The sequence below is a fragment of the Hyalangium sp. genome (genome assembly GCF_035629615.1).
In the GTDB taxonomy this organism is placed as follows: Bacteria; Myxococcota; Myxococcia; order Myxococcales; family Myxococcaceae; genus Hyalangium.
Genome location: NZ_DASPHO010000691.1, coordinates 1 through 21,434, shown reverse-complemented (window position 1 = coordinate 21,434; position 21,434 = coordinate 1). Strand labels below are relative to the sequence as shown.

Here is a 21,434-nt window from a genome sequence, read left to right as displayed (position 1 = left end):
ACCGCCGGTGAACGTGTCTCGGAACCGCGCTCTGGCCCTCCTGGCGGCATTCGCGTGGGGGCTCGCCGCGGGGCCTGCCTCCGCGGCCCCCGAGCCCGTGAAGGCCAACGGCGAGGTGGTCCGCCAGCTGGAGCAAGTGGACAAGCAGCTGCAGAACGCGGACGAGAACATCCGCTTCGTGGAGACGCAGTTCACCCAGCGCCCCGAGCCCAGTGACGAGGAGGCCCGGGTGCGGCGCTTCTCGGACGGAGAGATCCAGTACCTGCTGGGCGACTGGACCGCCGCCTCCGTCCTCTTCTATGACTTAGTGAGCGATCCGCGCTTCGCCAAGAGCCCGCGCTACCCGGACGCACTCTTCTACCTGTCCGACTCGCTGCTGCAGCAGCAGAACTACATCGGCGCGCGGCTGTACCTGCGCGAGCTGCTCGCCCTGCCGCCGACGGAGCGCTACAAGGACACGCTGTCGCGCTACCTGAGCGTCGCCAGCCGGCTCAACCAGTTCGAGGGCATCGACGAGTACATCTCGCAGGCCAAGAAGCTGTCCGGCGGCCAGCTCCCGCCGGAGCTGGCGTACGTCTACGCCAAGTGGATCTTCAAGCGCACGGACCTGAAGAGCGAGGATCGCATCGCCCGCGCCCGCGAGGCCTTCGAGCCGCTGACGACCTCCAACATCCGCATCGTCCGGCTGCAGAGCTCCTACCATCTGGGCGTGCTGTCCGTGCAGTCCGGAGATCTGGAGGGCGCCATCACGCGCTTCCGCGAGCTGGCCGCCCTGCCCGCCAGCGACGCGGAGGAGCTCCGCATCCAGGAGCTGTCCAACCTCTCCCTGGGCCGGCTGCTCTACGAGACGGGCAAGCTGGACGAGGCGCTGGATCGGTACCTGGACATCCCCCGCAACAGCGATTCGTTCGTGGACTCGCTCTACGAGACGGCCTGGGCGCAGGTGAAGAAGGGCGACTTCCAGCGGGCCAAGAACGCCATCGACATCCTCCTGCTGGTGGATCCGGAGTCTCCGCTGGCGCCGGACGCGCGGCTGCTCCAGGGGCACCTGCTGCTCAAGCTGCAGCAGTACGACGAGGCCACGCAGACGTACGAGGGCGTCATCTCCACGTACGGGCCGGTGCGGGACAGGCTGGACGAGCTGCTCTCGCGCACGCAGGACCCGGTGGCCTACTTCGACAACCTGCTGTCGCGCACCGAGCGCACGCTGGACCTGAGCACCATCCTCCCGCCCGTGGCGCTGCGCTACGCGAAGACGCAGGAGGAGGTGTCCGGCGCGGTGGCGCTGATCACCGATCTGGAGAGCGGCCGCAAGGGCGTCACCGAGGCGCGCGGGCTGGCCACGCGCATCCTCCAGGCGCTGGACGAGCGCGGGCTGGAGACGTTCCCGGAGCTGCAGGAGGGCTACACCCGCGCGGACGCGGTGGAGAGCGGGCTCACCCGTGTGGAGCAGGTGCTGGTGCAGGTGGAGTCCTCCGCGGTGCTGGAGCACCTCAGCCCCGAGGAGCGCCAGCAGCTGGAGGCCATTCGCAAGGAGCGCGAGGCGCTGGGCCAGCGCTTTGCCCTGCTGCCCACCACACAGCGCGAGCTGGAGGAGCGGCGCCAGCGCATGCAGGCCACCGTGGACGAGCTGGACCGGGAGGCCTTCCGCCTGGGCTACGAGCTGCAGAGCCTGCGCGCCATCGCCACCGCCGTGCGCAAGTGGGTGGAGGACACGCGCGCCGAGCGCAAGACGCCGCCCGAGGAGGAGGTGCAGTTCCTCACCGCGCTCCAGACGGAGCAGGACGCGCTGGAGAACCTGCAGAAGGATCTGGAGCGCACCCGCGCCCAGCTGGCGGACGAGCGCAACGCCGTGGCCACCGCCGTGGCGGGCGAAGAGCTGATCCGCCAGCAGTTCTACGAGGTGCTGCAGAAGGAGCACACGCTGGTCTCTTCGTTCGCCGGGCGGCTGCCCGAGGAAGTGGGCCAGCTGATGGCACGCGTCCAGGAGGTGCGGGAGCGCACGGACGGGCTGCGCAACCGGGTGACGACCGCCAAGGGCGTGCTGCGCGGCCAGCTCGAGCGCCGCGGCCGCGTCATCCGCGACAAGGTGCGGGCCGAGCAGCGCCTGCTCAACCAGTACGACACAGAGGTGGCCTCCGTGTCCGGCAACGCGCGCAACCTGGTGGGCCGCATCGCCTACGACAGCTTCCGCCGCGTGCGCCAGCAGTTCTACGACCTGGTCCTCAAGGGCGACGTGGGCATCGTGGATGTGGCCTTCACCCGCAAGCAGGACAAGACGGGGGAGATCCAGAAGCTGTCCGCGCAGAAGGATCAGGAGCTGCGCGCACTGGACCGAGACTTCAAGGAAGTCCTCAAGGACGTCGAGTAAGCGATGCGACGCCTCCTGCTCACGCTGCTGACGCTGACCTCCCTGACCGCCGCCGCCCGGCAGCCGGCCGCGGAGAATGGGAAGGCACCGCCCCCGCCCGCGGCGAGCGGAGGCAGCGCGCCCGCGGAGGGGGGAGGCACCCCGGCACCGCCCGCCCCGTCCGCGCCCGCACAGCCCCCGCCAGAGCGCTACCTGGAGGGCCTGGGCCGCACTCCCGAGGAGGAGACGCTGCTGCGGCAGATCAGCGCCGACCTCAAGACGTACGAGGACGAGGCACGAGACTTCCGGCGCGAAGTGCAGCTGCTGGTGGAGCGCAAGTACGAGGAGAAGCGCAACAGCCTGGCCGCCTCGTACGAGAAGGTCATCGGCGAGCTGGAGATCAAGGAGCGCAAGGAGCGCCTGGACGCGATCGCCCGCTTCGAGGAGTTCCTGCGCCGCTACCCGCGAGAGCCGCGCTACGCGCCGGATGTGATGTTCCGCCTGGCGGAGCTCTACTACGAGCGCTCCAGCGACGAGCACCTCACCGCCATGCGCGAGCATGAGGAGAAGCTCAAGGCGCTGGCCGAGAACGCCGAGCCTCCTCCCGAGCCGCAGGTGGACTTCAGCCAGTCCATCGCCCTCTACCGGAGGCTCATCCTCGACTTCCCGGCCTACCGGCTCAACGACGCCGCCTGGTACCTGCTGGCCTACTGCATGGAGAAGCAGGGCGAGTTCGACGAGAGCCGGGCCACGTACCAGGAGCTCATCGCCCGCTACCCGAAGAGCCGCTTCGCCACCGAGGCGTGGGTGCGCATCGGCGAGTACTGGTTCGACAACTACAGCGATCCCAGGGCGCTGGAGCAGGCCGCGGACGCCTACGAGCACGCCACCGAGGACAAGTCCCACCCGCTCTACGACAAGGCGCTCTACAAGCTGGGGTGGACGTACTACCGCATGGACCGGTTCGGCGATGCCGTCGAGCGGTTCCTCACGCTCGCGGACTTCTACGAGGCCCAGAAGGAGGCCCAGGGCGAGGAGGGCGGCGGCGGAGACCTGCGTGAGGAGGCCCTCCAGTACGTGGCCGTGTCCCTGGCGGACGAGACCTGGGGCGGGCTGGCCAAGGCACAGACGCTCTTTGCCCAGCGCGGCCCCCGCCCCTACGAGGCCGACATCTACCGGCGCCTGGGCAACATCTACTTCGACCAGACCAACCACCCCAACGCCATCGAGGCGTACCGGCTGGTGCTGCAGAAGGATCCGCTGGCCACGGACGCGCCGCAGATCCAGCAGCGGATCGTCCAGGCGTACGAGCGGGACCGGAAGCTGTCCGAGTCCTTCGCCGAGGCGGAGAAGCTGGCCAATGACTACGCACCGGGCGGTGCCTGGTACAAAGAGAACCAGGACAATCCGGACGCGCTGGCCGCCGCGGACGATCTGACCGAGAAGAGCCTCTACCGCAGCGCCATCTACTACCACCAGCAGGCGCAGGTGTTCCGCAAGGAGGGCAAGGCCGAGCAGGCCTATCTGGGCTACCAGGTCGCCGCGCGGGCCTATGGCGCCTACCTGGAGCGCTTCCCGCGCACCAAGAGCAGCTACGAGATGCGGTACTACTACGCCGAGTGCCTCTACAACTCGCTCCAGTTCTCCCTGGCGGCGAAGAACTACGAGGAGGTGCGCGACTCGCGGCTGGACGACAAGTTCCTCAAGGATGCGGCCTTCACCGCGGTGCTCGCCCGCCAGAAGCAGCTGGAGGCGGAGCTCAAGGCCGGCACGGTGAAGGAGTACAAGGCCCTGCGCTCCGCCGAGCGTCCCGAGGGCGAGGTGGTCCAGCCCATCCCCCTGGCCGAGTCCGAGACGCAGCTGATCGCCGCCTCGGACGTCTACGTGAAGCTGCTGCCCAAGGACGAGAAGAGCCCCGGCATGGCCTACAAGGCCGCGGAGCTGTACTACGCCCACAACGACTTCCCAGAGGCCCGCAAGCGCTTCGAGCAGATCGTCAAGAGCTACCCCAAGAACGAGGTGGCCAAGTTCTCCACCAACTTCATCGTGGAGAGCTTCCTCATCGACAAGGACTGGCGCAGCGTCGAGGAGGTCTCCGGCCGACTGGCGGCCAACAACGAGGTCATCGATCCCTCGAGCGAGCTCTACAAGGATCTCGTGAAGTTCAAGCTCGCCGGCCGGTTCAAGCTGGCCGACCAGCTCATGGCCGAGAACAAGTTCGAGGAGGCCGCCAAGAAGTACATCCTGCTCGTGGACGAGGCGCCCCGCCACGAGTTCGCCGACAAGGCCCTCAACAACGCCGCCGTCTGCTACGAGAACACCCGGCGGTTCGACTCGGCGCTCAAGCTCTACGAGCGCATCTACCGCGAGTACCCCTCCTCCACCCTGGCGGACGCGGCGCTCTTCCGCGTGGCGGTGAACGCGGAGAACTCGTACGACTTCGACAAGGCGGTGGTCAGCTATCAGAAGCTGGTGAAGGACTACCCCGCCTCCAAGGACCGGGAGGCCGCGCTCTACAACGCCGCGCGCCTGCTCGAGGGCCAGCAGCGCTACAACGAGGCGGCCGCGGCCTTCCTGCGCTACGCCGATCTCTTCCCCAACTCCGAGGACGCGCCGAAGAACCAGTACCGCGCCGCCCTCATCTACGAGAAGCAGGAGGACTGGCGGGGACAGATCCGCGCGCTCAACGAGTTCGTGGACAAGTTCTCCAAGAAGCCCGCGCAGGCGGAGCTCGTCGTGGATGCCAGGCGCCGCATCGCGGACGCGCACAAGAAGCTGGGCAACGCGAAGGAGGCCGAGCGCGCCTGGACCAGCGCCGCGGATGAGTTCGATCGCCGCAAGCTCAAGCCGGACGCCTCGCCGCTGGCCGCGGACGCCGCCGCCTACAGCCGCTTCCAGCTGGCCGAGCTGGAGCTCGAGAAGTTCGACAGGCTGAAGATCGGCGGCAAGGGCAAGGCCCTGGAGAACAGCTTCGCGGCCAAGCGCAACGGGGTGAAGACCGTCAACGAGGCCTATGCCAAGGTCTACACGTACAAGCGCCTGGAGTGGACGCTGGCGGCCCTCTACCGCCGTGGCTACGCCCTGGAGCGCTTCGCCAATACCATCATCGAGACGCCCATCCCCCCGGACGTGAAGCGCCTGGGAGAGGAGGCCGTGGTGGCCTACCAGGATCTGCTCGCGCAGAACACGGCCTCGCTGGAGGACGCGGCGGTGGAGAGCTACTCGGCCACGCTCCAGGAGGCGCGCAAGAACCGCATCTCCAACGAGTGGACGCGGCGCACGCTCGAGGCGCTCAACCGCTTCCGTCCCAAGGAGTACCCGGTGCTCAAGGAGCCGAAGCAGGCCATCGCCTCGGACTCGGCCTACCCCGAGGGCCTGGTGGGCACCCTGCTCGGCCCCGAGCGTCCGGCGGATCCGGCGCCCCAGAAGCTGAGCGGCGGAGGTGAGAAGTGAGCACGCACCGCCTGAGCACCGCCTGCCTCGCCCTGCTGCTGAGCGCTGCGTGCTCCTCCACGCCCAAGCCTCGCCCGACGCCGCCCAAGGAGACTCCGAACACGATGGCCCTCTCCGGGCCCTCCGCAGCGAGCACTTCCGCAGCGAGCACTTCCGCAGCGAGCACCTCCGCAGCGAGCACCTCCGCGGCGAGCACTCCCGCCCCTGGCGCGGCCCAGCCCTCCGGCTCCGAGCCCTCCGGCGGCGCTCAGGTGGTGAAGACGGTGCCCGCGCCCGCGGCCACGCCCTCGGTGGAGCCCAGCAAGCCCCTGCGGCCTCCCGCCACCGGCGCGAGCGCGGACTTCGAGCGCGCGGTGGAGACCGCCCGGCGCGGCGAGCTGGAGATCGCGGCGAAGAGCCTCGAGGCCCTGCTGGAGGAGAACTCCAAGCTGGACTACGCGTGGACGAACCTGGGCGTGCTCCGCGAGCGCCAGGGCAAGCTGGACGAGGCCGAGAAGGCCTACCGCAAGGCCCTGCAGCTCAAGCCGGATCAGGAGTCCGCCTGGGACTTCCTCGTCCGGCTCTACTCCCGCACCAGCCGGGCCTCCCGCATCGAGGCCGAGCTGCGCCAGAAGCTGGAGGCCACCCCGGACGCCCCTGGCATGCGCACCGCGCTCGCCTTCTCGCTCCTGCAGCAGAAGAAGCTGGAGAGCGCCGCCAACGAGGCCAAGCGCGCCCTGAAAGTCGACGAGCGCTACGTGAAGGCCATGCAAGTGCTCGCGCAGGTGTACTACCGCGAGAAGAAGTACGAGCTGGCCCGCCTGGTGCTGGAGAATGCCCGCGCCGTGGACGCCCAGGACGCGGCCACCCACAACACGCTGGGGCTGGTGCAGCTGGCCCTCAAGGCCCGCCCCCAGGCGCTGGAGAGCTTCAAGCTGGCGGCCGAGCTCCGCCCGGACTTCGCCGAGGCTCGCAACAACTACGGCGCCCTGCTCAACGAGGCCCAGGACTACCCCGCAGCCGTCACCGAGCTGGAGGCCGCAGTGAAGGCCGCGCCGGACTTCGCCTCCGCCCGCCTCAACCTGGGCAACGCCTACCGCGGGCTCGGCGACTTCGCCCGCGCCAAGGCCGAGTACGAGCGGGTGCTCGAGCTCCAGCCCTCGCTGGTGGATCCCTTCTTCAACCTCGCCATCCTCTACCTGGATCTGGAGCCCCAGGGCCTGGACACCCTGGAGCGCTACAAGACGGCCATCGCCCACTTCGAGAAGTACAAGGGCAAGGGCGGCAAGGACGAGCGCATCGACCAGTACCTCAAGGATGCCCAGAAGGGCATCGAGAAGGAGGAGCGGCGCCGCGAGCGCGAGAAGCGCGATCAGCTCCGCAAGGCCCAGAAGGCCGAGGAGGAGGCCAAGCTGGCCGCGGAAGAGGCCAAGAAACCCACACCTGCGCCTACTCCTGCCGCACCCCCTGCCACACCGGCCCCCAGCTCGGGTAAGCTGTCCAGCGACGACAAGTAGAGGCCTCCCATGCGAACCCTTCTCGCCCTCCTGATGATCGCCGCCGCCGCCCCCGCGCTCGGGCAGGACTCGGGCACGCCCAAGAAGAAGAAGGTCATCCGCCTGGACGCCCTCACCGTCGAGGGCAAGATCCAGAAACCCCAGGCCTTCTACATCCTCCAGCGCTCGAACCTGAACTTCGAAGAGCTCAACAAGCCCGAGAGCTTCGTGCCCAAGGTCGTCCAGAGCGTGGACAAGCAACCTTTTTAAGGGCTTCGCTGTCCTACAAGAACATGGCTTCTCCCCAGCCCCAGCAGAACAAGTTGTTGCGCGTCGGCATCGCCCAGGGCGGCCGCATCCTCGATGAGCGTCACGTCCTGCGCGATGACATCACCATCGGGCACGATGCGAAGAACACCATCGTCCTGCCGCCCATGGACTCGCTGCCGGCGAAGTTCGCCATCTTCGAGAACCGCAACAACCAGTACCAGCTCGTGTTCGACGATACGATGCAGGGCCGGGTGAACCTGGGCAGCTCGGACGTGGACTTCGACCGGCTGCGCAAGCAGGGGCTGGCCCAGGAGCGCGGCAGCAACTACGTCCTGCCCCTGCAGGAGAGCGCCCGCGGCAAGGTGGACCTGGGTGACGACCTCACCCTCTTCTTCCAGTTCATCGCCCCCCCGCCCGCGGCCGACAGGCCCACGCTGCCCGCGGACGTGCAGGGCGGCTTCTGGAAGGCGATGGACCGAGTCTTCTTCGGCATCCTCGCCACCTCCCTCTTCCTGCACATGGTGTGCGGCGCCTACATCGTCGCCCAGGATCCGCCCGTCGAGCCCGAGCTGGCGCTGGACGAGCTGGAGGATCGCTTCGTCAAGGCCAACATCATCCCCCAGAAGCCGCCCGAGCCGGAGAAGGTGGCCGAGGCGCCTGCAGCCGCCGCCGAGGACAAGGCCGAGCAGAAGGACGACAAGAAGGCCTCCAGCGACAAGCCGGCCGAGTCCAAGCCCCAGGACGCGGCGCAGCGGCGCGCGGAGATCGCCAAGAAGGTGTCGGGCAAGGGCCTGCTGAAGATCCTCGGCTCTTCAGGGGGCGGGAGCGGCGGCGCGTTCGCGGACGTGCTCGGCGGCAGCACCGGCGGCGGAGAGATCGCCGAGGCGCTGGCCGGCGCGGGCGGCGTGGGCGTGGCCACCAGCGAGGCCCTGGGCGCCAACGGCCAAAAGGGTGGCGGCACCGGCAGCGTCGCCGGCATTGGCGATCTGGGCACCAGCGGCGGCGGCAAGGTGGACCTGGGCTCCAAGAAGGAAGTCGTCGTCACCGGCCGCGTGAAGGATGCCACCCCGGAGGTAGAGAGCTCCGACGTGGATCGCGATGCCCTGGCCCGGTACGTCAAGGCGCGCCTGAAGGCGATCCAGAACTGCTACGAGAAGGAGCTCAAGCGCAACCCCAGCCTCAAGGGCAAGGTGGTGGTCCGCTTCAGCATCATGCCCACCGGCCGCACCGGCAGCATCGACATCGAGGAGAACACCCTGGGCAACGAGGCGGTGGGCAGCTGCATCCGCACCGTCATCCGCAGCTGGGTCTTCCCCTTCAAGCCCGATGACGAAGTGCCCGTCGCCTACCCCTTCGTCTTCTCTCCTGCGGGGTGAGTCGTATGCGCTTCCTCCCACTGCTGCCTGTGCTGCTCGCCGCGGGGCTCGCCTCCGCGCAGGACGCCAGGCCCGCGGGCAAGCCCTCCGGCTCCACCTCCGCGGCCCTCCCCGCGCTGGAGAAGGCCAGCGAGGTGAAGGATCCGGACAAGCTCGAGCGCAGCGCCAAGGCCCTGGCTACCATGCGCGAGGCGCTGCGCGGGGTGCTGGAGAAGCTCGAGGAGGCCCGCCGCACCAAGGACGTGGTGAAGCTCAACTGCGTCAACGAGAAGCTCACGCAGATCAAGGGCCTGCTGCGCATCTCCGAGGCGGCGGACGTCGCGCTCCAGGAGGCCGTCACCCGCCAGGACGGCACCGCCGGCGAGCACGAGTACACCAAGGTGATGATCGCCAACCAGAAGGTGGCCCAGCTGCGCGCGGAGACCGAGGAGTGCATCGGCCAGCTGGCCTTCCGCACCGACGAGAACCTCTCCGTCGAGGTGGAGGAGCCCCGCGATCTGCCCGGCGGTGATCCAACGAGGCCTCCCCCGCCTCCGGACGTCATCATCCGCCCGCCTCCGGCCAGCCCGACCCTCTAGGTTGGCAGCGCCCTGAGGACCCTCGCAGACGCCCGGAATCCGACAAATTTCTGCGGGCGTAAAGTGGCTGCGTGCTATGACGCCCCCCAGGGCCCCAGCCAGCAGTAGGGAAAGGTAGCCGGCATGCCGGCGTGATCGTCCGAGTCATGACGCAGTCTGGCAACATCCGCTCGGCCCTGAGTGTATTGGTGCTGGTGGTGCTAGGCCCTGCCGTGGCCTGGGCACAGCAGCCTCCTATTGCTGCGGGCGGCAACGGCTTCAAAGTCGGAGATGGGCGGCTGCACCCCTTCTTCGACATGGAGCTGCGGCTGGACACCGCGGTGGGCTACTTCCCGAACAATGCCACGCCTGATCCCGAGGACGTGGTGGAGACGCTGTCGCCGGAGCTGGTGCTGCGGCTGCGGCCAGGGCTGAAGCTGGATGTGCCCTCGCCCAAGGTGGCGCTGAGCGCCTCAGGGCGGCTGGAGTACGTGCGCTACACGGGGCTGCTGACGGGGCAGTCCACCTACGCCTCGCACTTCGAGGGCGCGGCGGACTTCACGGCCCACTTCAACCGCGACGGGCCGGTGAGCTTCGTGCTGGCGGACCAGTTCCTCCGGACGGATCAGACGCGAAACGCGGCGCTGGGGGCGGGGGTGCTGTCGCTCTTCAACGAGCTGCGGGCCAGCATCCCCATCAAGCCTGGCGGCGGCGCCATCGAGATCGTCCCCGAGGTCGCCTGGGGGTTGGAGTTCTTCCAGCCGATCGGCCTGGCCACCCCCGTGGGGTGCGAGGATGGCGTGTGCGATCCCATCACCGTGGACGCGTTCGACTACACCAACGTGCGCGCCGGGGTGGAGGCGCGCTGGCGCTTCCTGCCGAAGACGGCGGTGGTGCTGGACACGGACCTGGATCTGCGCAGCTACCTGCGCGCCACCACCACGAGCCCCGACGCCCTGCTGCTGCGCGCCATGGCAGGGCTGGCGGGCCTGGTGACAGCGAAGATCGCCGTCACCGCGAAGGCGGGCTGGGGCTACAACTTCGGCGCCTCGGGCGGGAGCACCTTCATCGCCCAGCTGGAGGGCACCTACCTCTACAGCCCGACGATGACGTTCAAGGGGGGCTACCTGCGGACGCTCAACCCGGTGGCCTCGTATGGGCTGTTCCGGGATGACCGGGGCTACGCGGAGGCCAGGGCCCTGTTCGGCGGGAAGCTGGTGCTGCACGGGTACGCCAGCGTGGACTTCGTGGGCTTCTATGATGCGCTGCGCCCCCGCAGCGACACGCTGCTCAGCCTGGACGTGGGGCCGGAGTACCAGTTCAAGCCGTGGCTCGTGGGCGCGGCGGGCTACCTGCTGAGCACACGCTCGTCCTCGGTGACCGGCACGGGCCTGAACTTCACGCGCCACGAAGGGTACGTCCGGCTGACGTTGGTGTATTGAACCCGGGTGATGCGTCCCCTGCCCTCCCTGCTCCTGGCCCTGCTCCTGACAGGGGCTGCCGCGTGTCGCTCGGCCACGCCGGATCTGCCGCTGCCCTCGGCCGAGGAGGTCCGCCCGACGCCGCCCGGCCCCGCCAGCACACTCGGACCGGGGGACCTGGTGGAGGTGCGCGTCTTCCAGGAGCCGGATCACTCGGGCATCTGGCGCGTGTCCCCCGAGGGCACCATTGACTACCCGCTGTGCGGCAAGGTGGATCTGGCGGGCCGCACCTCGAGCACGGCCGCCGATTCGCTGCGCGAGTGCCTGGCGCACTACCTGCGCCGGCCCCAGGTGTCGGTGCTCATCCGCGAGTACAACTCGAAGAAGATCTTCGTCTTTGGCGAGGTGCAGAAGCCCGGCACGTTCCCCTACGAGGGGGAGATGACCATCATCCAGGCCATCACCCTGGCCGGCGGCTTCACGAAGCTGGCCGCGCAGAACAACACGAACGTGACGCGGATCGTCGACGGGCAGGAGCGGAAGATCCGCGTGCCGGTGGAGGACATCGGCGTGGGCCGGGAGAAGAACTTCCAGCTCCAGCCGGGCGACATCGTCTTCGTGCCGGAGAGCTTCTTCTAGCGCTAGCGGGAATTTCGTCCTGCGTGGCTGAATAACTTCACGCGCGCGACGTACAGAGCGTGCGGTGCCTGACACTGACGGCAGGCCGCCGCACCTCTTATACCCCTCAGTCCCAGGAGTCTCTTCGTGAAGCAGATCCTCCGTGCTGCATTGGTGTCGTCCCTGTTTGCCTCCTCCGCGGCCCTGGCCCAGGACGTGGAGATGAACATGAACATCCAGGTTGACGAGGACGGCAACCCCACCTCCGCCAACATCCAGATGAGGGCCGAGGACGAGAACGGCGAGGTGCAGGGCGCGAACGTGCGCGTGCGCGGCAGCTCGACGTCGACGACCACGCGGGTGAAGGTGAGAGGCGGGGTGCAGACCGAGGAGCACTACACGGAGACGACAGGATCGGAGCCCACCCACATGCGCCGCCGGCCGCCCCCGCCCTCCTCGGAGCCGGCCTTCCGCGACTGCGGCACCGGGCGTGATCCGGGCTGCACCGCGATGAGGGATGGCAACTACGCGATGGACGCGGACACCTGGCGCGGCTTCTACCAGGCGCTCAAGTCGCAGCACAACGAGATCACCCGCGAGGAGATGGCGGAGAAGATGCTCAAGCGCAACTACCTCACGGCGGCGCAGCTGGGCCTGCTGCTGGACCTGTTCCAGAACGAGATCACCCGCCTGGACGTGGCGAAGTTCTCCGCGCCCCACGTGGTGAACCCCCAGCACGCGCTGGGCTTCTCCTCGAAGTGGCAGAACTCCATCTCGGCGGGCGAGTACACCGAGCTCATCTCCGAGCAGTAGCCGCGGGCTGAGCCCCTCCTCAGGGCCTGGGATCCCAGCCCAGCTCCCCCATGGCCTGGCGGCACTCCCTCTGGAGCGCTGCCGCCAGCCCCGGGGCGCTGGCCAGCACGTCCCCGTGCATCACGTCAAAGGCTGAGCCGTCGAGCTGCGCCATCACCCCGCCAGCCTCCGTCACCAGCAGCGAGCCCGCGCCGATGTCCCACGGCTTGAGGTTGAACTCGAAGAAGCCGTCGAAGCGCCCCGCCGCCACGTACGCCAGATCCAGCGCGGCGCTGCCCGTGCGCCGGATGCCCCGCGCACGGCGGATGAAGTGGTTGAGCAGCCCCACAGGCCCGTCCGGGCGCTCGCGCACGTCGTAGGGAAAACCCGTGCACAGCAGCGCCCGCTCCAGCTCCGTGGTGGCGCTGGCCTTCAGCGGCTTGCCGTTCAGCGTGGCCCCCTCGCCGCGCGCCGCGGAGAAGAGCTCGTCGAGCATCGGGTTGTAGATGGCGCCAGCCACCACCCCACCCGGCCCGTCCACTGCCACGCTCACGCAGAAGTGCGGCACCTGGTGGGCGTAGTTCGTCGTGCCATCCAGCGGATCGATCAGCCAGCGCAGCCCCGTGCCCTGCGAGGCCCCGCTCTCCTCGGCCAGGATGGCGTGGCCCGGGTGGCGCTCGCGCAGGAACTGGAGGAGCACCTCCTCGGCGGCCGTGTCCGCGTCAGTGACGAGATCGATGCCGCTGTGCTTGAACTCGATGGTCCGCTCGCCCTGGAAGCGCTCGGCGAGCACGCGGCCCGCGAGCCGGGCCCCCTCTTCCGCGGTACGACGCAATGCCGCCGGCTTCTCCTGCTCCATGGCTGTGCCTCCTGGGCTCACTTCGCGCGCTCGGCGAGGAGCTGCTCGATCTCCGTCTGGTACTGCTGGAGGAACGCCTCCGAGAAGCCCTCGTGGACGAAGCGCACCACGCCCTTGCGGTCCACGATGAACGTGGTGGGCATCATCTTCACCCCCAGCGTCTTCTCCGCCAACTGGGCGTTCTCGTCCACGAGGATGGGGAGGTTGACTTGTGTCTCCTTGAGGAAGGCGGGGATGGTGCGCGAGTCCTCATCCACGTTCAGCGCGTACGCCTTGAACCCCCGGCTGCCGTACTCCTTGACGAGCTGCTCGTACAGCGGCAGCGCGTCCCGGCACGGCTCGCACCAAGTAGCCCACACGTCCAGGAGCACCACGCTGCCGCGATCGCTGGCCACGGAGTACGCAGCGCCGTCCGGGTAGCGCTTCACCTGGAAGCTCAGCGGCTCACGCAGGGCCCCTCGAGCCTCGCCGATGTCGGCCGCGGGGGCCATGGAAGCGGCCCGGTTGCCCGCCACGAGCGGCGGAAGCGTGGAGTTCTGCGTGCAGCCGGCCAGCGCCAGCAAGCCTGCCACCCCTAGGAATGTACGCATGGACTACCCCTCCCCTGCCCGAGTCTGGAGCGCCGCGAGCAGCTTGTCGATGAAGCCTCCGAAGGCGCCGTTGCTCATGACCAGGAGCACATCGCCCCGCTGGGCCTCGCTCGCCACGCGCGCCACCAGGGCCGGCACCTCCGTGGAGGCGTCCGCCTGGATGCCCTGGGCCTTCAGCGCCTCGCACAGCCGGGGCACGTCCAGCTCCTCGCTCACGGGCACCTTGTCATGGCGCTCGGGGACCTTGAGGCTCGCGCGGGTCGCACCCGTGAAGGACTGGGCGTAGTCCTCCTGGTGGATGTTGCGGCGGCTGGTGTTGGAGCGCGGCTCGAAGATGGCCCACAGCCGCCGCTCCGGGTAGCGGTGGCGGATGGCGGCGATCGTCTCCCGCACCGCCGTGGGGTGGTGCGCGAAGTCGTCCACCACGAGGATGCCTCCCAGCTCGCCCCGCACCTCCTGGCGCCGCTTCACCCCGCGGAAGCTGGCCAGGCCCAGGGCGATCTCCTCGAAGGACAGGCCCAGCCCCCGCGCGGCGGCGATGACGCTCAGCGCGTTCTCCACGTTGTGCGCGCCGGACAGCTCCATCCTCGCCGTGCCCAGCACCGCGCCGCGCTCCACCACCTCGAAGCGTGCACCCTCGGGGCCGAACGTCACATGGCGAGGCGTGTAGTCCGCCGCGGCGCCCTCCTTGCCCACGTACGTCACCACCCTGGCGCGCGTGCCGCCGGCGATGCGCAGCGCATTGGGGTACGCCGCGCAGACGACGAGCTGGCCGTCCGGGGGGAGGAGCTTCACGAACTTCTCGAACGTCGCCTCGTAGTGCGCCATGTCCCGGAAGATGTCGGCGTGGTCGAACTCCACGCTGGTGAGGATGGCGGTGCGCGGCTGGTAGTGGAGGAACTTGGAGCCCTTGTCCCAGTAGGAGGTGTCGTACTCGTCCCCCTCCACGACGAAGTGCGGCCCCTTCCCGACGCGGTAGTTGCCCGCGTAGTTCTGGGTGACGCCGCCCACCAGGAAGGAGGGATCCTTGCCGGCCTCCACCAGCACGTGGGCCATGATCGACGAAGTCGTCGTCTTGCCGTGGGTGCCCGCCACCACCACCGAGTGGGCACGCTTGAGGAAGAGCGAGCCGAGCGCCGCGGGGAAGCTCATCTGCGGGAGGCGGCGGGCGCGCACCTCGGTGGCCTCGGGGTTCACCCGGCGGATGACGTTGCCGATGATGACGAGCTCCGGCTTCGCCGCGTCCAGGTTCTCGGGGCGGTACGGAGTGAGGACGGGGATGTTCCAGGCCTTGAGCATGTCGCTCATGGGGGGGTAGACGTTCTCGTCGCTGCCCGTCACCTCGTAGCCGGCGGCCTTGAGCATTCCGCCGAACGAGCCCATGCCGGTGCCCGCCACGCCCACCAGGTGGATGCGGCGCGCGGCGGCGGGCTCGATGGACTCCAGGACGTTTCCGTTGTCGTCAGCCATGGTTCCCTTGCGTCAGTTCGTCGGGTCGGCGATCCCGAGCGCCTCCACCACGAAGTCGTGGAAGAAGGGGCGGAAGTCGCGGATGCGCAGCTCCTTGCGGCCGTGGGCCACGCGGTTGGTGACGAGCGCCACCACGAGCATGCGGCGCAGATCCACCCAGAGGCTGGTGCCGGTGAAGCCCAGGTGGCCCACCGCGCCCGGCGGCGTGTTGCCAATGAAGTGGCCCGCGCTGGAGCCCTCCACCGAGGGCGAGTCGAAGCCCATGGAGCGCGTGCTGCCCTCCACGAGCGGATCCCTGGCGAGCAGCCGGTGCCACAGCGGCCCCGGGGCCAGCGCCGGGCGGCCCGCGCACCCCTCGAGCACGGCCTGCCCGAAGCGGGCCACGTCCACCGCGGTGCCGAAGAGCCCCGCATGCCCGCTCACGCCGTCCATGACCCAGGCGTTGTCGTCATCCACCTCGCCGGGAGGGCTGGCGCGCGTAGGCAGCTCGCCCCACAGCTGCTCCTGGCCCGGCGCGGGCTCCCGGGGGCGAGTGGGGCCCGTGGGAGCCACCTTGCCGTCCGTGGGCAGCTCCGAGAGCCGGTGGAAGCGAGCGCTGAGGCCCAGCGGCTCGGCGATGTGCTGGTTGAAGAGGAAGTCCAGGGGCTTGCCAGCGGCGCGGGAGAGGATCTCTCCCAGGAGGATGAAGCCCACGTCGCTGTAGGCGGTGCAGGTGCGCGGCGGCGCGGCGAGCGGAGTCTCCGCGGCGGCCTGGACCACCTGCTCGCGGACGCGGGCGCGGGTGGCGGGCGGGCAGGCCGGATCGAGCAGCTCGGGCGTGGAGGTGAGCGCCTGGGCGAAGAACGGGACGAAGGGCGGCAGGCCGGAGCGGTGGTAGAGCAGGTCTGCCACGGCGACGCCGGCCTCGCCCACGGGGGAGCCGGGGAAGAAGCGCGCCACCTGCGTCTCCGGGCCGACCTTGCCCTCGGTCCACAGGCGCAGGAAGAGCGAGGTGGTGCAGAGCACCTTGGTGACGGAGGCGAGATCAAAGCGCGTGTCGCCCGTGGCGGCGCCGGCCACGCCCCCGAAGACCTGGATGCCCCGGTGAAGCACCACCGCCTGAGCGGCAGGGAAGAGGCCCCCGGCCACGGCGCCCTCGAGGACGGCCTGGACGTTGCCGATGGGGTGGTTCATTCACGCACCGCCCCTTCGAGGAAGGTGAGGCGGGCGTCGGCGGCGTCCAAGCGCACGAGGGTGCCGAGCGGGACGGCGTGGTTCAGGGTGCCGTGGCCGATGGGGAAGCCCGCGGCGCAGGGCAGGCCCGTCTCTTCCGCCAGCGAGCGCAGCACGTCCGCGCTGGTGTAGGAGGCGTTTCGCTCCTCGCAGTCGGTGAAGTCGCCGAGGACGAGGCCGCTCACGCGCTCGAAGACGCCGGCGAGGCGCAGGTGGGTCCACATGCGATCGAGGCGGTAGGGGCGCTCGCCGATGTCCTCGAGGAGGAGCACGGCGCCATCCAGCGAGGGCATGAAGGGCGTGCCGAGCATGGAGGCGACGAGGGAGAGGTTGCCGCCGAGGAGCGGGCCCTCGGCAGTGCCGGGGACGTAGGTGGCCAAGCCGGTGAGCGGGGGCGGGGGCTCGGGAGACTCGAGGAGGCGGAAGAGGCGCTCCTGGACGTCGCGGGGCTGCTTGCCGAGCTGGGTGAGGACGGGGCCGTGGATGGAGACGCGGCCACGGGACTGCAGGGCAAGGTGGAGCGCGGTGATGTCCGAGAAGCCGACCACGAGGGTGGGGGCCGCATCGGCGAGCGGCAGATCCGGCAGGAGGCGCATCACCCCATAGCCGCCGCGGGCGCAGAAGAGGGCGCGGGCGCTCGAGTCCAGGAGGGCGCGGGAGAGCTCGTCGCCGCGGCGCCGGTCGTCCCCCGCGAGGTAGCGGTGGGCGTCGAAGATCCCGGGGCCGAAGAGGGGCGAGTACCGCTCCTGGATGAGGGCGAGCCCCGCCTCGAATCCGGGCCGATCGAAGGGCCCGGCGGGGGCGACGACGTGGACGGTGTCCCGAGGACGGAGGAGGAGCGGCTTCTGCCAGCGCACGGGCGTCTTCATAGCACGGTGCGAACGTCCAAAACCCTCCTCCCCTGCTCTGGGGGTCCCTAGCCCGAGCGCTCGAGCACCGCCGCGAAGAAGGCATCGGTCCCATGGCGATGGGGTGCGCTGAGGAGGAACCCCTCTTGGATGCACTCGGGAGGGAGCCACCCGTCGCCGGGAGGGAGGAGCCGGAAGTCCGGCCGCTGGCGCAGGAAGCCCGCGACGAGCTCTTGGTTCTCGGCGCGGTTCACGGTGCAAGTGCCGTAGACGACCCGGCCCCCGGGCCGCACCAGCCCGGCCGCCTGGTCCAGGAGCTGGCGCTGGAGGGGGACGAACTCCGAGAGGATGGTGGGGGCCTTCAGGAAGCGCTGGTCGGGCCCGCGGCGCAGGGAGCCCAGCTCGGAGCACGGGACATCCACGAGGACCCGGTCCACCGACAGGCCGGTGGGGGGAGCGCGGAGCACGTGGAAGTTCACGAGCGCCGCGCGGGTACAGCGGCGCATGAGCCGGTCGAGCCGCTCGGCGTCCGGGTCATAGGCGAGGAGCCGGCCCCGGTTCGCCAGGGAGGCGCCCAGTTGGAGCGTCTTGCCTCCGGCGCCGGCGCACAGGTCGAGCACGGTCTCCCCGGGCCGGGCCTCCACGAGCGCGCCCAGGAGCTGGCTGCCCTCGTCTTGGACTTCGCAGAGGCCCTGCTGGAGGGGCGGGAGACCGTAGAGGTTGGGCCGGGAGCCTTCGACATGGAGGGCCAGGGGGCTCCAGGAGCCGGGGCGGGTCTCCACGCCCTCGGCGAGCAGCCGCTGGGCGAGCGCCTCACGAGAGGTGAGCAGGGTGTTCACCCGGAGCGTGATGGGGCCCGGGACATTGAGGTGGGCACAGAAGTCCTCGGCCTCGGGGCCCCACTCCTGGGCGAAGTGGTGGGCGAGCCAGTCCGGGAGGGAGGCTCGGAGGGCGAGCGAGGGGGGCTCTCCCGCGGCCAGCTCGGAGGGGGTTCCCACTCCGGCGAGCGTGGCGGCCTCCGCGGGGGGCACCCCGGCGAGCCCCTGCAGGAGGGCATAGAGGAGCAGGGAGGCGGGAGCGTCGGTCCGACCCAGGAGGTAGCCGAGGCGGCGGCGCCACAGGCCGACGTTGAAGACGGTCTCCTTGAGGGCCTGGCGCTGCTCGAGGGAGAGGTGGCGATGATCCCGGAGGGTGCGGTCCAGGACGCGCTCCGCGGGCGTGCCGGCGAGGACGAGGGAGAGGGCCTCGGCGGCGACGGGTGCGAGTCCAGCCAGGGCGGACCAGGGCTGGGCTCGCAGGCGAGCGAGCGGATCCAATCGGACTGTTGACAGGTGGCCCTCCGTTCTCTAGAAACACCCCGTCGCAGCGACTCCGGTCGCGGCGGCAAGCATATTCCCCGATAGCTCAGCCGGTAGAGCGGGTGACTGTTAATCACTAGGTCCGTGGTTCGAGTCCACGTCGGGGAGCAATATACGCGGGGTCGTGGAAACGCGGCTCGGCACGTTTTGACAACGGCCTCGGAGAGTGATCTCCGAGGCCGTTGGATTTTTCCCCACGTTTCTGCGACCTTCGACGCTCGGCGAGAATGGCGCGCGCGTAGACAGCGTTCGAGCAGAGCGCGCCACGGACGTGAAGGAGCACGCAACGAGGGCCTTCTGGACGCGCCTTGCTCTCTCTCCTCTGGCCAGCGGGGGGAGAGAAATCGAAAACGTTTAACAGCGAAGCCCGTTTTCGGTGGACAGGTCGGTTTCTGCTTAAATTAACTGGCCAGCGCCCTCGAAGGGGCTGGTCGCTGGCGCTCCTGACCTGCCTGCAAGCCACGCTTGGCATCCTCACGCTACCAGCCTCGGCGCATGGACTCGGCGAGTTCGATCGGGTCAAGCACGGCGGTCGAACTTTCCCAGTCGACGTCTTCGACGCGGCCGTACTTCGCATCGAAGGGGTTCTTCGTGAGCGCCGTCGTTCGATCAATGAGCTTCTCGGCCTCGGCGCGCTCACCCTGGGCAACACGCACCCAGACGTCTTCCAGCGTGTCGGGGATCTGCCCGAAGAGAGTGTGGATCGCCTCAAGGCGCTGTGAGAGGAGCTGGTGAACCCGGTCCTCGACCGACCCACGGTACCGTAGGTTGGCGATCCAGACCTCCGAGCGCCGCTGGCCGATGCGCTGAATGCGGCCCTTGCGCTGCTCGAGGCGCGTGGGATTCCACGGTAAGTCGATGTGAATGAGCGTGCCGAGGCGCTGAAGGTTGAGCCCCTCCGATGCGGCGTCGGTCCCGAGAAGCAGTCGAAGTGTACCGTCGCGAACGCGCTGCTTGAGTACCTCGCGGTCGCACCGCTTGAAGGCACCGCGACTCCAGATGCCAGAGCGCATGCCGCCCGCGTAGAGGCCAATGTCCTCCGATGCGAAGGCTTGGTGACGCGATACCTGCTCGCCGACCCATAAGGCCGTGTCGAAGTACTGCGAGAACAAAATGCAGCCGCGTTCACGCCACGGCTCATCGATGCCGGGCCTGGTCCCCAGGAGGTAGCCGAGCACTGCGGCGAGTTTCGGATCTGGGTCGCGGCACTCCTCGAGCAGCTTCAGGCACCTCGTGAGGGCCTTCAGTTCGGCCTCCGAGAAGTTGCGGAACTCAGACACCTCACGCTGCGGCGACTCGTCGGCCTCTTCGTCGGTGTCGTCTTCGTCTGCCGTCGCGGTGTCATCGATCCCGAGCAGCTTCCTGATCGTGTTCTTCCCTGCTTCGAGAGAGCTGCCCAGACGACGCAGAAGCAGCGTTCGGAAGAAGCCGGCGCCTCCGGGGATGCGCTTGCCCAGGGCTTCCGTGAACGCCTCGGCTTCGGCGTACGCGTCATCGAGGTATGCCGTCAGCCCCAGCGCGTCGCGGTCCGACTCACCGAAGAGACGTACCTTCACCGGGGTAAGCCACGGCTCCCGTGTCACCGGATTCGTCGTCTCCTCAAGGTGCTGACGCGTGCGCCGAACGATGCAGCGGAGGAGCGGGTTGTGCGCGCCCGCGTATAAGGGAAAGAACGTGGGCTCGATCTGCGTTCGTCGAAGGGCCGCTGGCAGTCGATCGTAGTCCTCCGGGAGCAGCGTCCACTTGTCGTCGGGCATTTGAAGTCGGTCTCGGATCCTTGCCGCGATCTCGTCTTCGCTTCGCGAGGGAAGCGGATCCCGTGCGTAGTTCCACGCCGCATGAGGCTCCTCGGGTAGGCCGTGCACGCCCGTCGCTACCTTGAGACACTCGAACGGGATCCACCAGGGACTTGTTCGATAGGGCTGGCCAAGGACGGACGGACTGCCCTCCGAGAGGATTGCGAGCAGGTCCCACGCCTCCACTGGGTGGAGTTGCACGGGTGTCGCCGTCGCAAGCAGCATGCTTTTTGTTTTCCCCGCGAGCCGAAACAGAAAGCTCATGAGCTTGTTGGGGTCGGCGCGCTCATTCACGCGATCCGCACCGTCGTCGATTTTCGGCAGTGTCCGCCGACGCGCTCGATGCGCCTCGTCGACAATCACGCAGGTGTAGCGCCGACTGAGCAGCGCCTCGACAACACGAGGATGCCCCCTCGTGATCAGCCCTTGAGAGACGAGACCGATTCGTCGGGGACACGAACGGAGAGCCTCAACGCCATTCGCGGGATGCTCGATGTCGTTCTCATCGATCCACGAGCTACCCGACCAACGCGCCGACGGCAGATGGAGCAATTCCATCAGCTCGCCCTGCCACTGCCTGAGCAGCGGCTTCGGCGCGAGGACGAGGATCGGCCCGTCGTCCTCGAGCCCCATGAGCAGGGCCGCCATGGCAAGCTGGACCGTCTTCCCGAGCCCCACCTGATCCGCGAGCACAAGCCGCGCACCACCAAGGCGATGTCGCTCAAGCGCCAACCGAGCGAAGTACTTCTGGTGCGGCCACAGCCCCTGCTCTCGTCTATAGATTGGGCTCTCAACTGCGACTGCTGCGGGCTCAGGCGCCTTCCTCCATTCGCCGATGCCCACAAGCCTTCGCCCTGCGAGGCGCTTCAAATCGCTCTCGATAAACGGGCAGCACGCAAGGTCAACGGCCGCGGGGTTGTGCCAGAGAGCATCAAACTCCTCGCGAACCCACTCAACCGCATTGACGCTGTCGTCCTCCCAGAGGAGTT

Annotated in this window: 16 protein-coding genes and 1 tRNA gene; 10 read left to right on the top strand and 7 right to left on the bottom strand. The window is 68.9% G+C overall.

From position 1 onward, the window contains the following. The first annotated feature begins 7 nt into the window (after window positions 1–7). The 9 genes from VD972_RS34755 (at window position 8) to VD972_RS34715 (ending at window position 12,333) form a co-directional block, all read left to right on the top strand. Window positions 8–2,371 (top strand): tetratricopeptide repeat protein, encoded by a 2,364-nt coding sequence (locus tag VD972_RS34755; protein WP_324993107.1) that lies wholly within the window; start codon window positions 8–10, stop codon window positions 2,369–2,371. A 3-nt stretch (window positions 2,372–2,374) separates the two neighbouring features. Further along, the gene (locus VD972_RS34750; RefSeq protein WP_324993106.1) at window positions 2,375–5,803 is read left to right on the top strand and encodes a tetratricopeptide repeat protein; all 3,429 of its coding nucleotides are present in this window, start codon (window positions 2,375–2,377) and stop codon (window positions 5,801–5,803) included. Further along, window positions 5,800–7,299, top strand: a complete 1,500-nt coding sequence (locus VD972_RS34745; RefSeq protein WP_324993105.1) for a tetratricopeptide repeat protein — start codon at window positions 5,800–5,802, stop codon at window positions 7,297–7,299. The genes VD972_RS34750 and VD972_RS34745 overlap by 4 nt, the downstream gene beginning before the upstream one ends. Window positions 7,300–7,308: 9 nt before the next feature. Then, window positions 7,309–7,548, top strand: coding sequence for a hypothetical protein (locus tag VD972_RS34740; protein ID WP_324993104.1), 240 nt, complete (start codon window positions 7,309–7,311; stop codon window positions 7,546–7,548). A 23-nt stretch (window positions 7,549–7,571) separates the two neighbouring features. Further along, a complete protein-coding gene (locus VD972_RS34735) occupies window positions 7,572–8,924 on the top strand; it encodes an AgmX/PglI C-terminal domain-containing protein (RefSeq protein WP_324993103.1) in 1,353 nt (450 codons plus the stop codon). 5 nt (window positions 8,925–8,929) lie between these two features. After that, on the top strand, window positions 8,930–9,502 hold the full coding sequence (locus VD972_RS34730; protein WP_324993102.1) for a hypothetical protein: 573 nt from the start codon (window positions 8,930–8,932) through the stop codon (window positions 9,500–9,502). 131 nt (window positions 9,503–9,633) lie between these two features. Further along, entirely contained in the window at window positions 9,634–10,923 is a 1,290-nt protein-coding gene (locus tag VD972_RS34725) for a hypothetical protein (RefSeq protein ID WP_324993101.1), read from the top strand. Between the two features lie 9 nt (window positions 10,924–10,932). Next, window positions 10,933–11,541 carry a polysaccharide biosynthesis/export family protein gene (locus VD972_RS34720; RefSeq protein ID WP_324993100.1) on the top strand — a complete coding sequence of 203 codons (609 nt, stop codon included), beginning with the start codon at window positions 10,933–10,935 and terminating at the stop codon, window positions 11,539–11,541. A gap of 126 nt (window positions 11,542–11,667) precedes the next feature. Beyond that, on the top strand, window positions 11,668–12,333 hold the full coding sequence (locus tag VD972_RS34715; protein ID WP_324993099.1) for a DUF4476 domain-containing protein: 666 nt from the start codon (window positions 11,668–11,670) through the stop codon (window positions 12,331–12,333). Window positions 12,334–12,352: 19 nt separating this feature from the next. Here VD972_RS34715 and VD972_RS34710 read toward each other — a convergent pair whose 3' ends face one another. Genes VD972_RS34710 through VD972_RS34685 form a run of 6 tightly spaced genes read right to left on the bottom strand, consistent with a single transcriptional unit; the run spans window position 12,353 to window position 18,607 of the window. Next, on the bottom strand, window positions 12,353–13,171 hold the full coding sequence (locus tag VD972_RS34710) for an inositol monophosphatase family protein (protein WP_324993098.1): 819 nt from the start codon (window positions 13,169–13,171) through the stop codon (window positions 12,353–12,355). A gap of 17 nt (window positions 13,172–13,188) precedes the next feature. Next, window positions 13,189–13,761: a TlpA disulfide reductase family protein gene (locus tag VD972_RS34705; protein ID WP_324993097.1), complete on the bottom strand. Its 573-nt coding sequence runs from the start codon at window positions 13,759–13,761 to the stop codon at window positions 13,189–13,191. Between the two features lie 3 nt (window positions 13,762–13,764). Next, the gene (locus VD972_RS34700; RefSeq protein WP_324993096.1) at window positions 13,765–15,231 is read right to left on the bottom strand and encodes a UDP-N-acetylmuramate--L-alanine ligase; all 1,467 of its coding nucleotides are present in this window, start codon (window positions 15,229–15,231) and stop codon (window positions 13,765–13,767) included. 12 nt (window positions 15,232–15,243) lie between these two features. After that, window positions 15,244–16,404, bottom strand: coding sequence for a serine hydrolase domain-containing protein (locus VD972_RS34695; protein WP_324993095.1), 1,161 nt, complete (start codon window positions 16,402–16,404; stop codon window positions 15,244–15,246). Next, on the bottom strand, window positions 16,401–17,312 hold the full coding sequence (locus VD972_RS34690; protein WP_324993094.1) for an LD-carboxypeptidase: 912 nt from the start codon (window positions 17,310–17,312) through the stop codon (window positions 16,401–16,403). The genes VD972_RS34695 and VD972_RS34690 overlap by 4 nt, the downstream gene beginning before the upstream one ends. A 47-nt stretch (window positions 17,313–17,359) precedes the next feature. Continuing rightward, window positions 17,360–18,607 (bottom strand): RsmB/NOP family class I SAM-dependent RNA methyltransferase, encoded by a 1,248-nt coding sequence (locus VD972_RS34685; RefSeq protein WP_324993093.1) that lies wholly within the window; start codon window positions 18,605–18,607, stop codon window positions 17,360–17,362. A 77-nt stretch (window positions 18,608–18,684) separates the two neighbouring features. On the opposite strand from VD972_RS34685, the gene VD972_RS34680 reads away from it, so the two are divergent. Further along, window positions 18,685–18,757, top strand: a tRNA-Asn gene (locus VD972_RS34680). Window positions 18,758–19,128: 371 nt separating this feature from the next. Here the strand turns inward: VD972_RS34680 and VD972_RS34675 are convergent. After that, the coding region (locus VD972_RS34675) for a helicase-related protein (protein WP_324993092.1) at window positions 19,129–21,434 on the bottom strand (2,306 nt) is incomplete at its 5' end.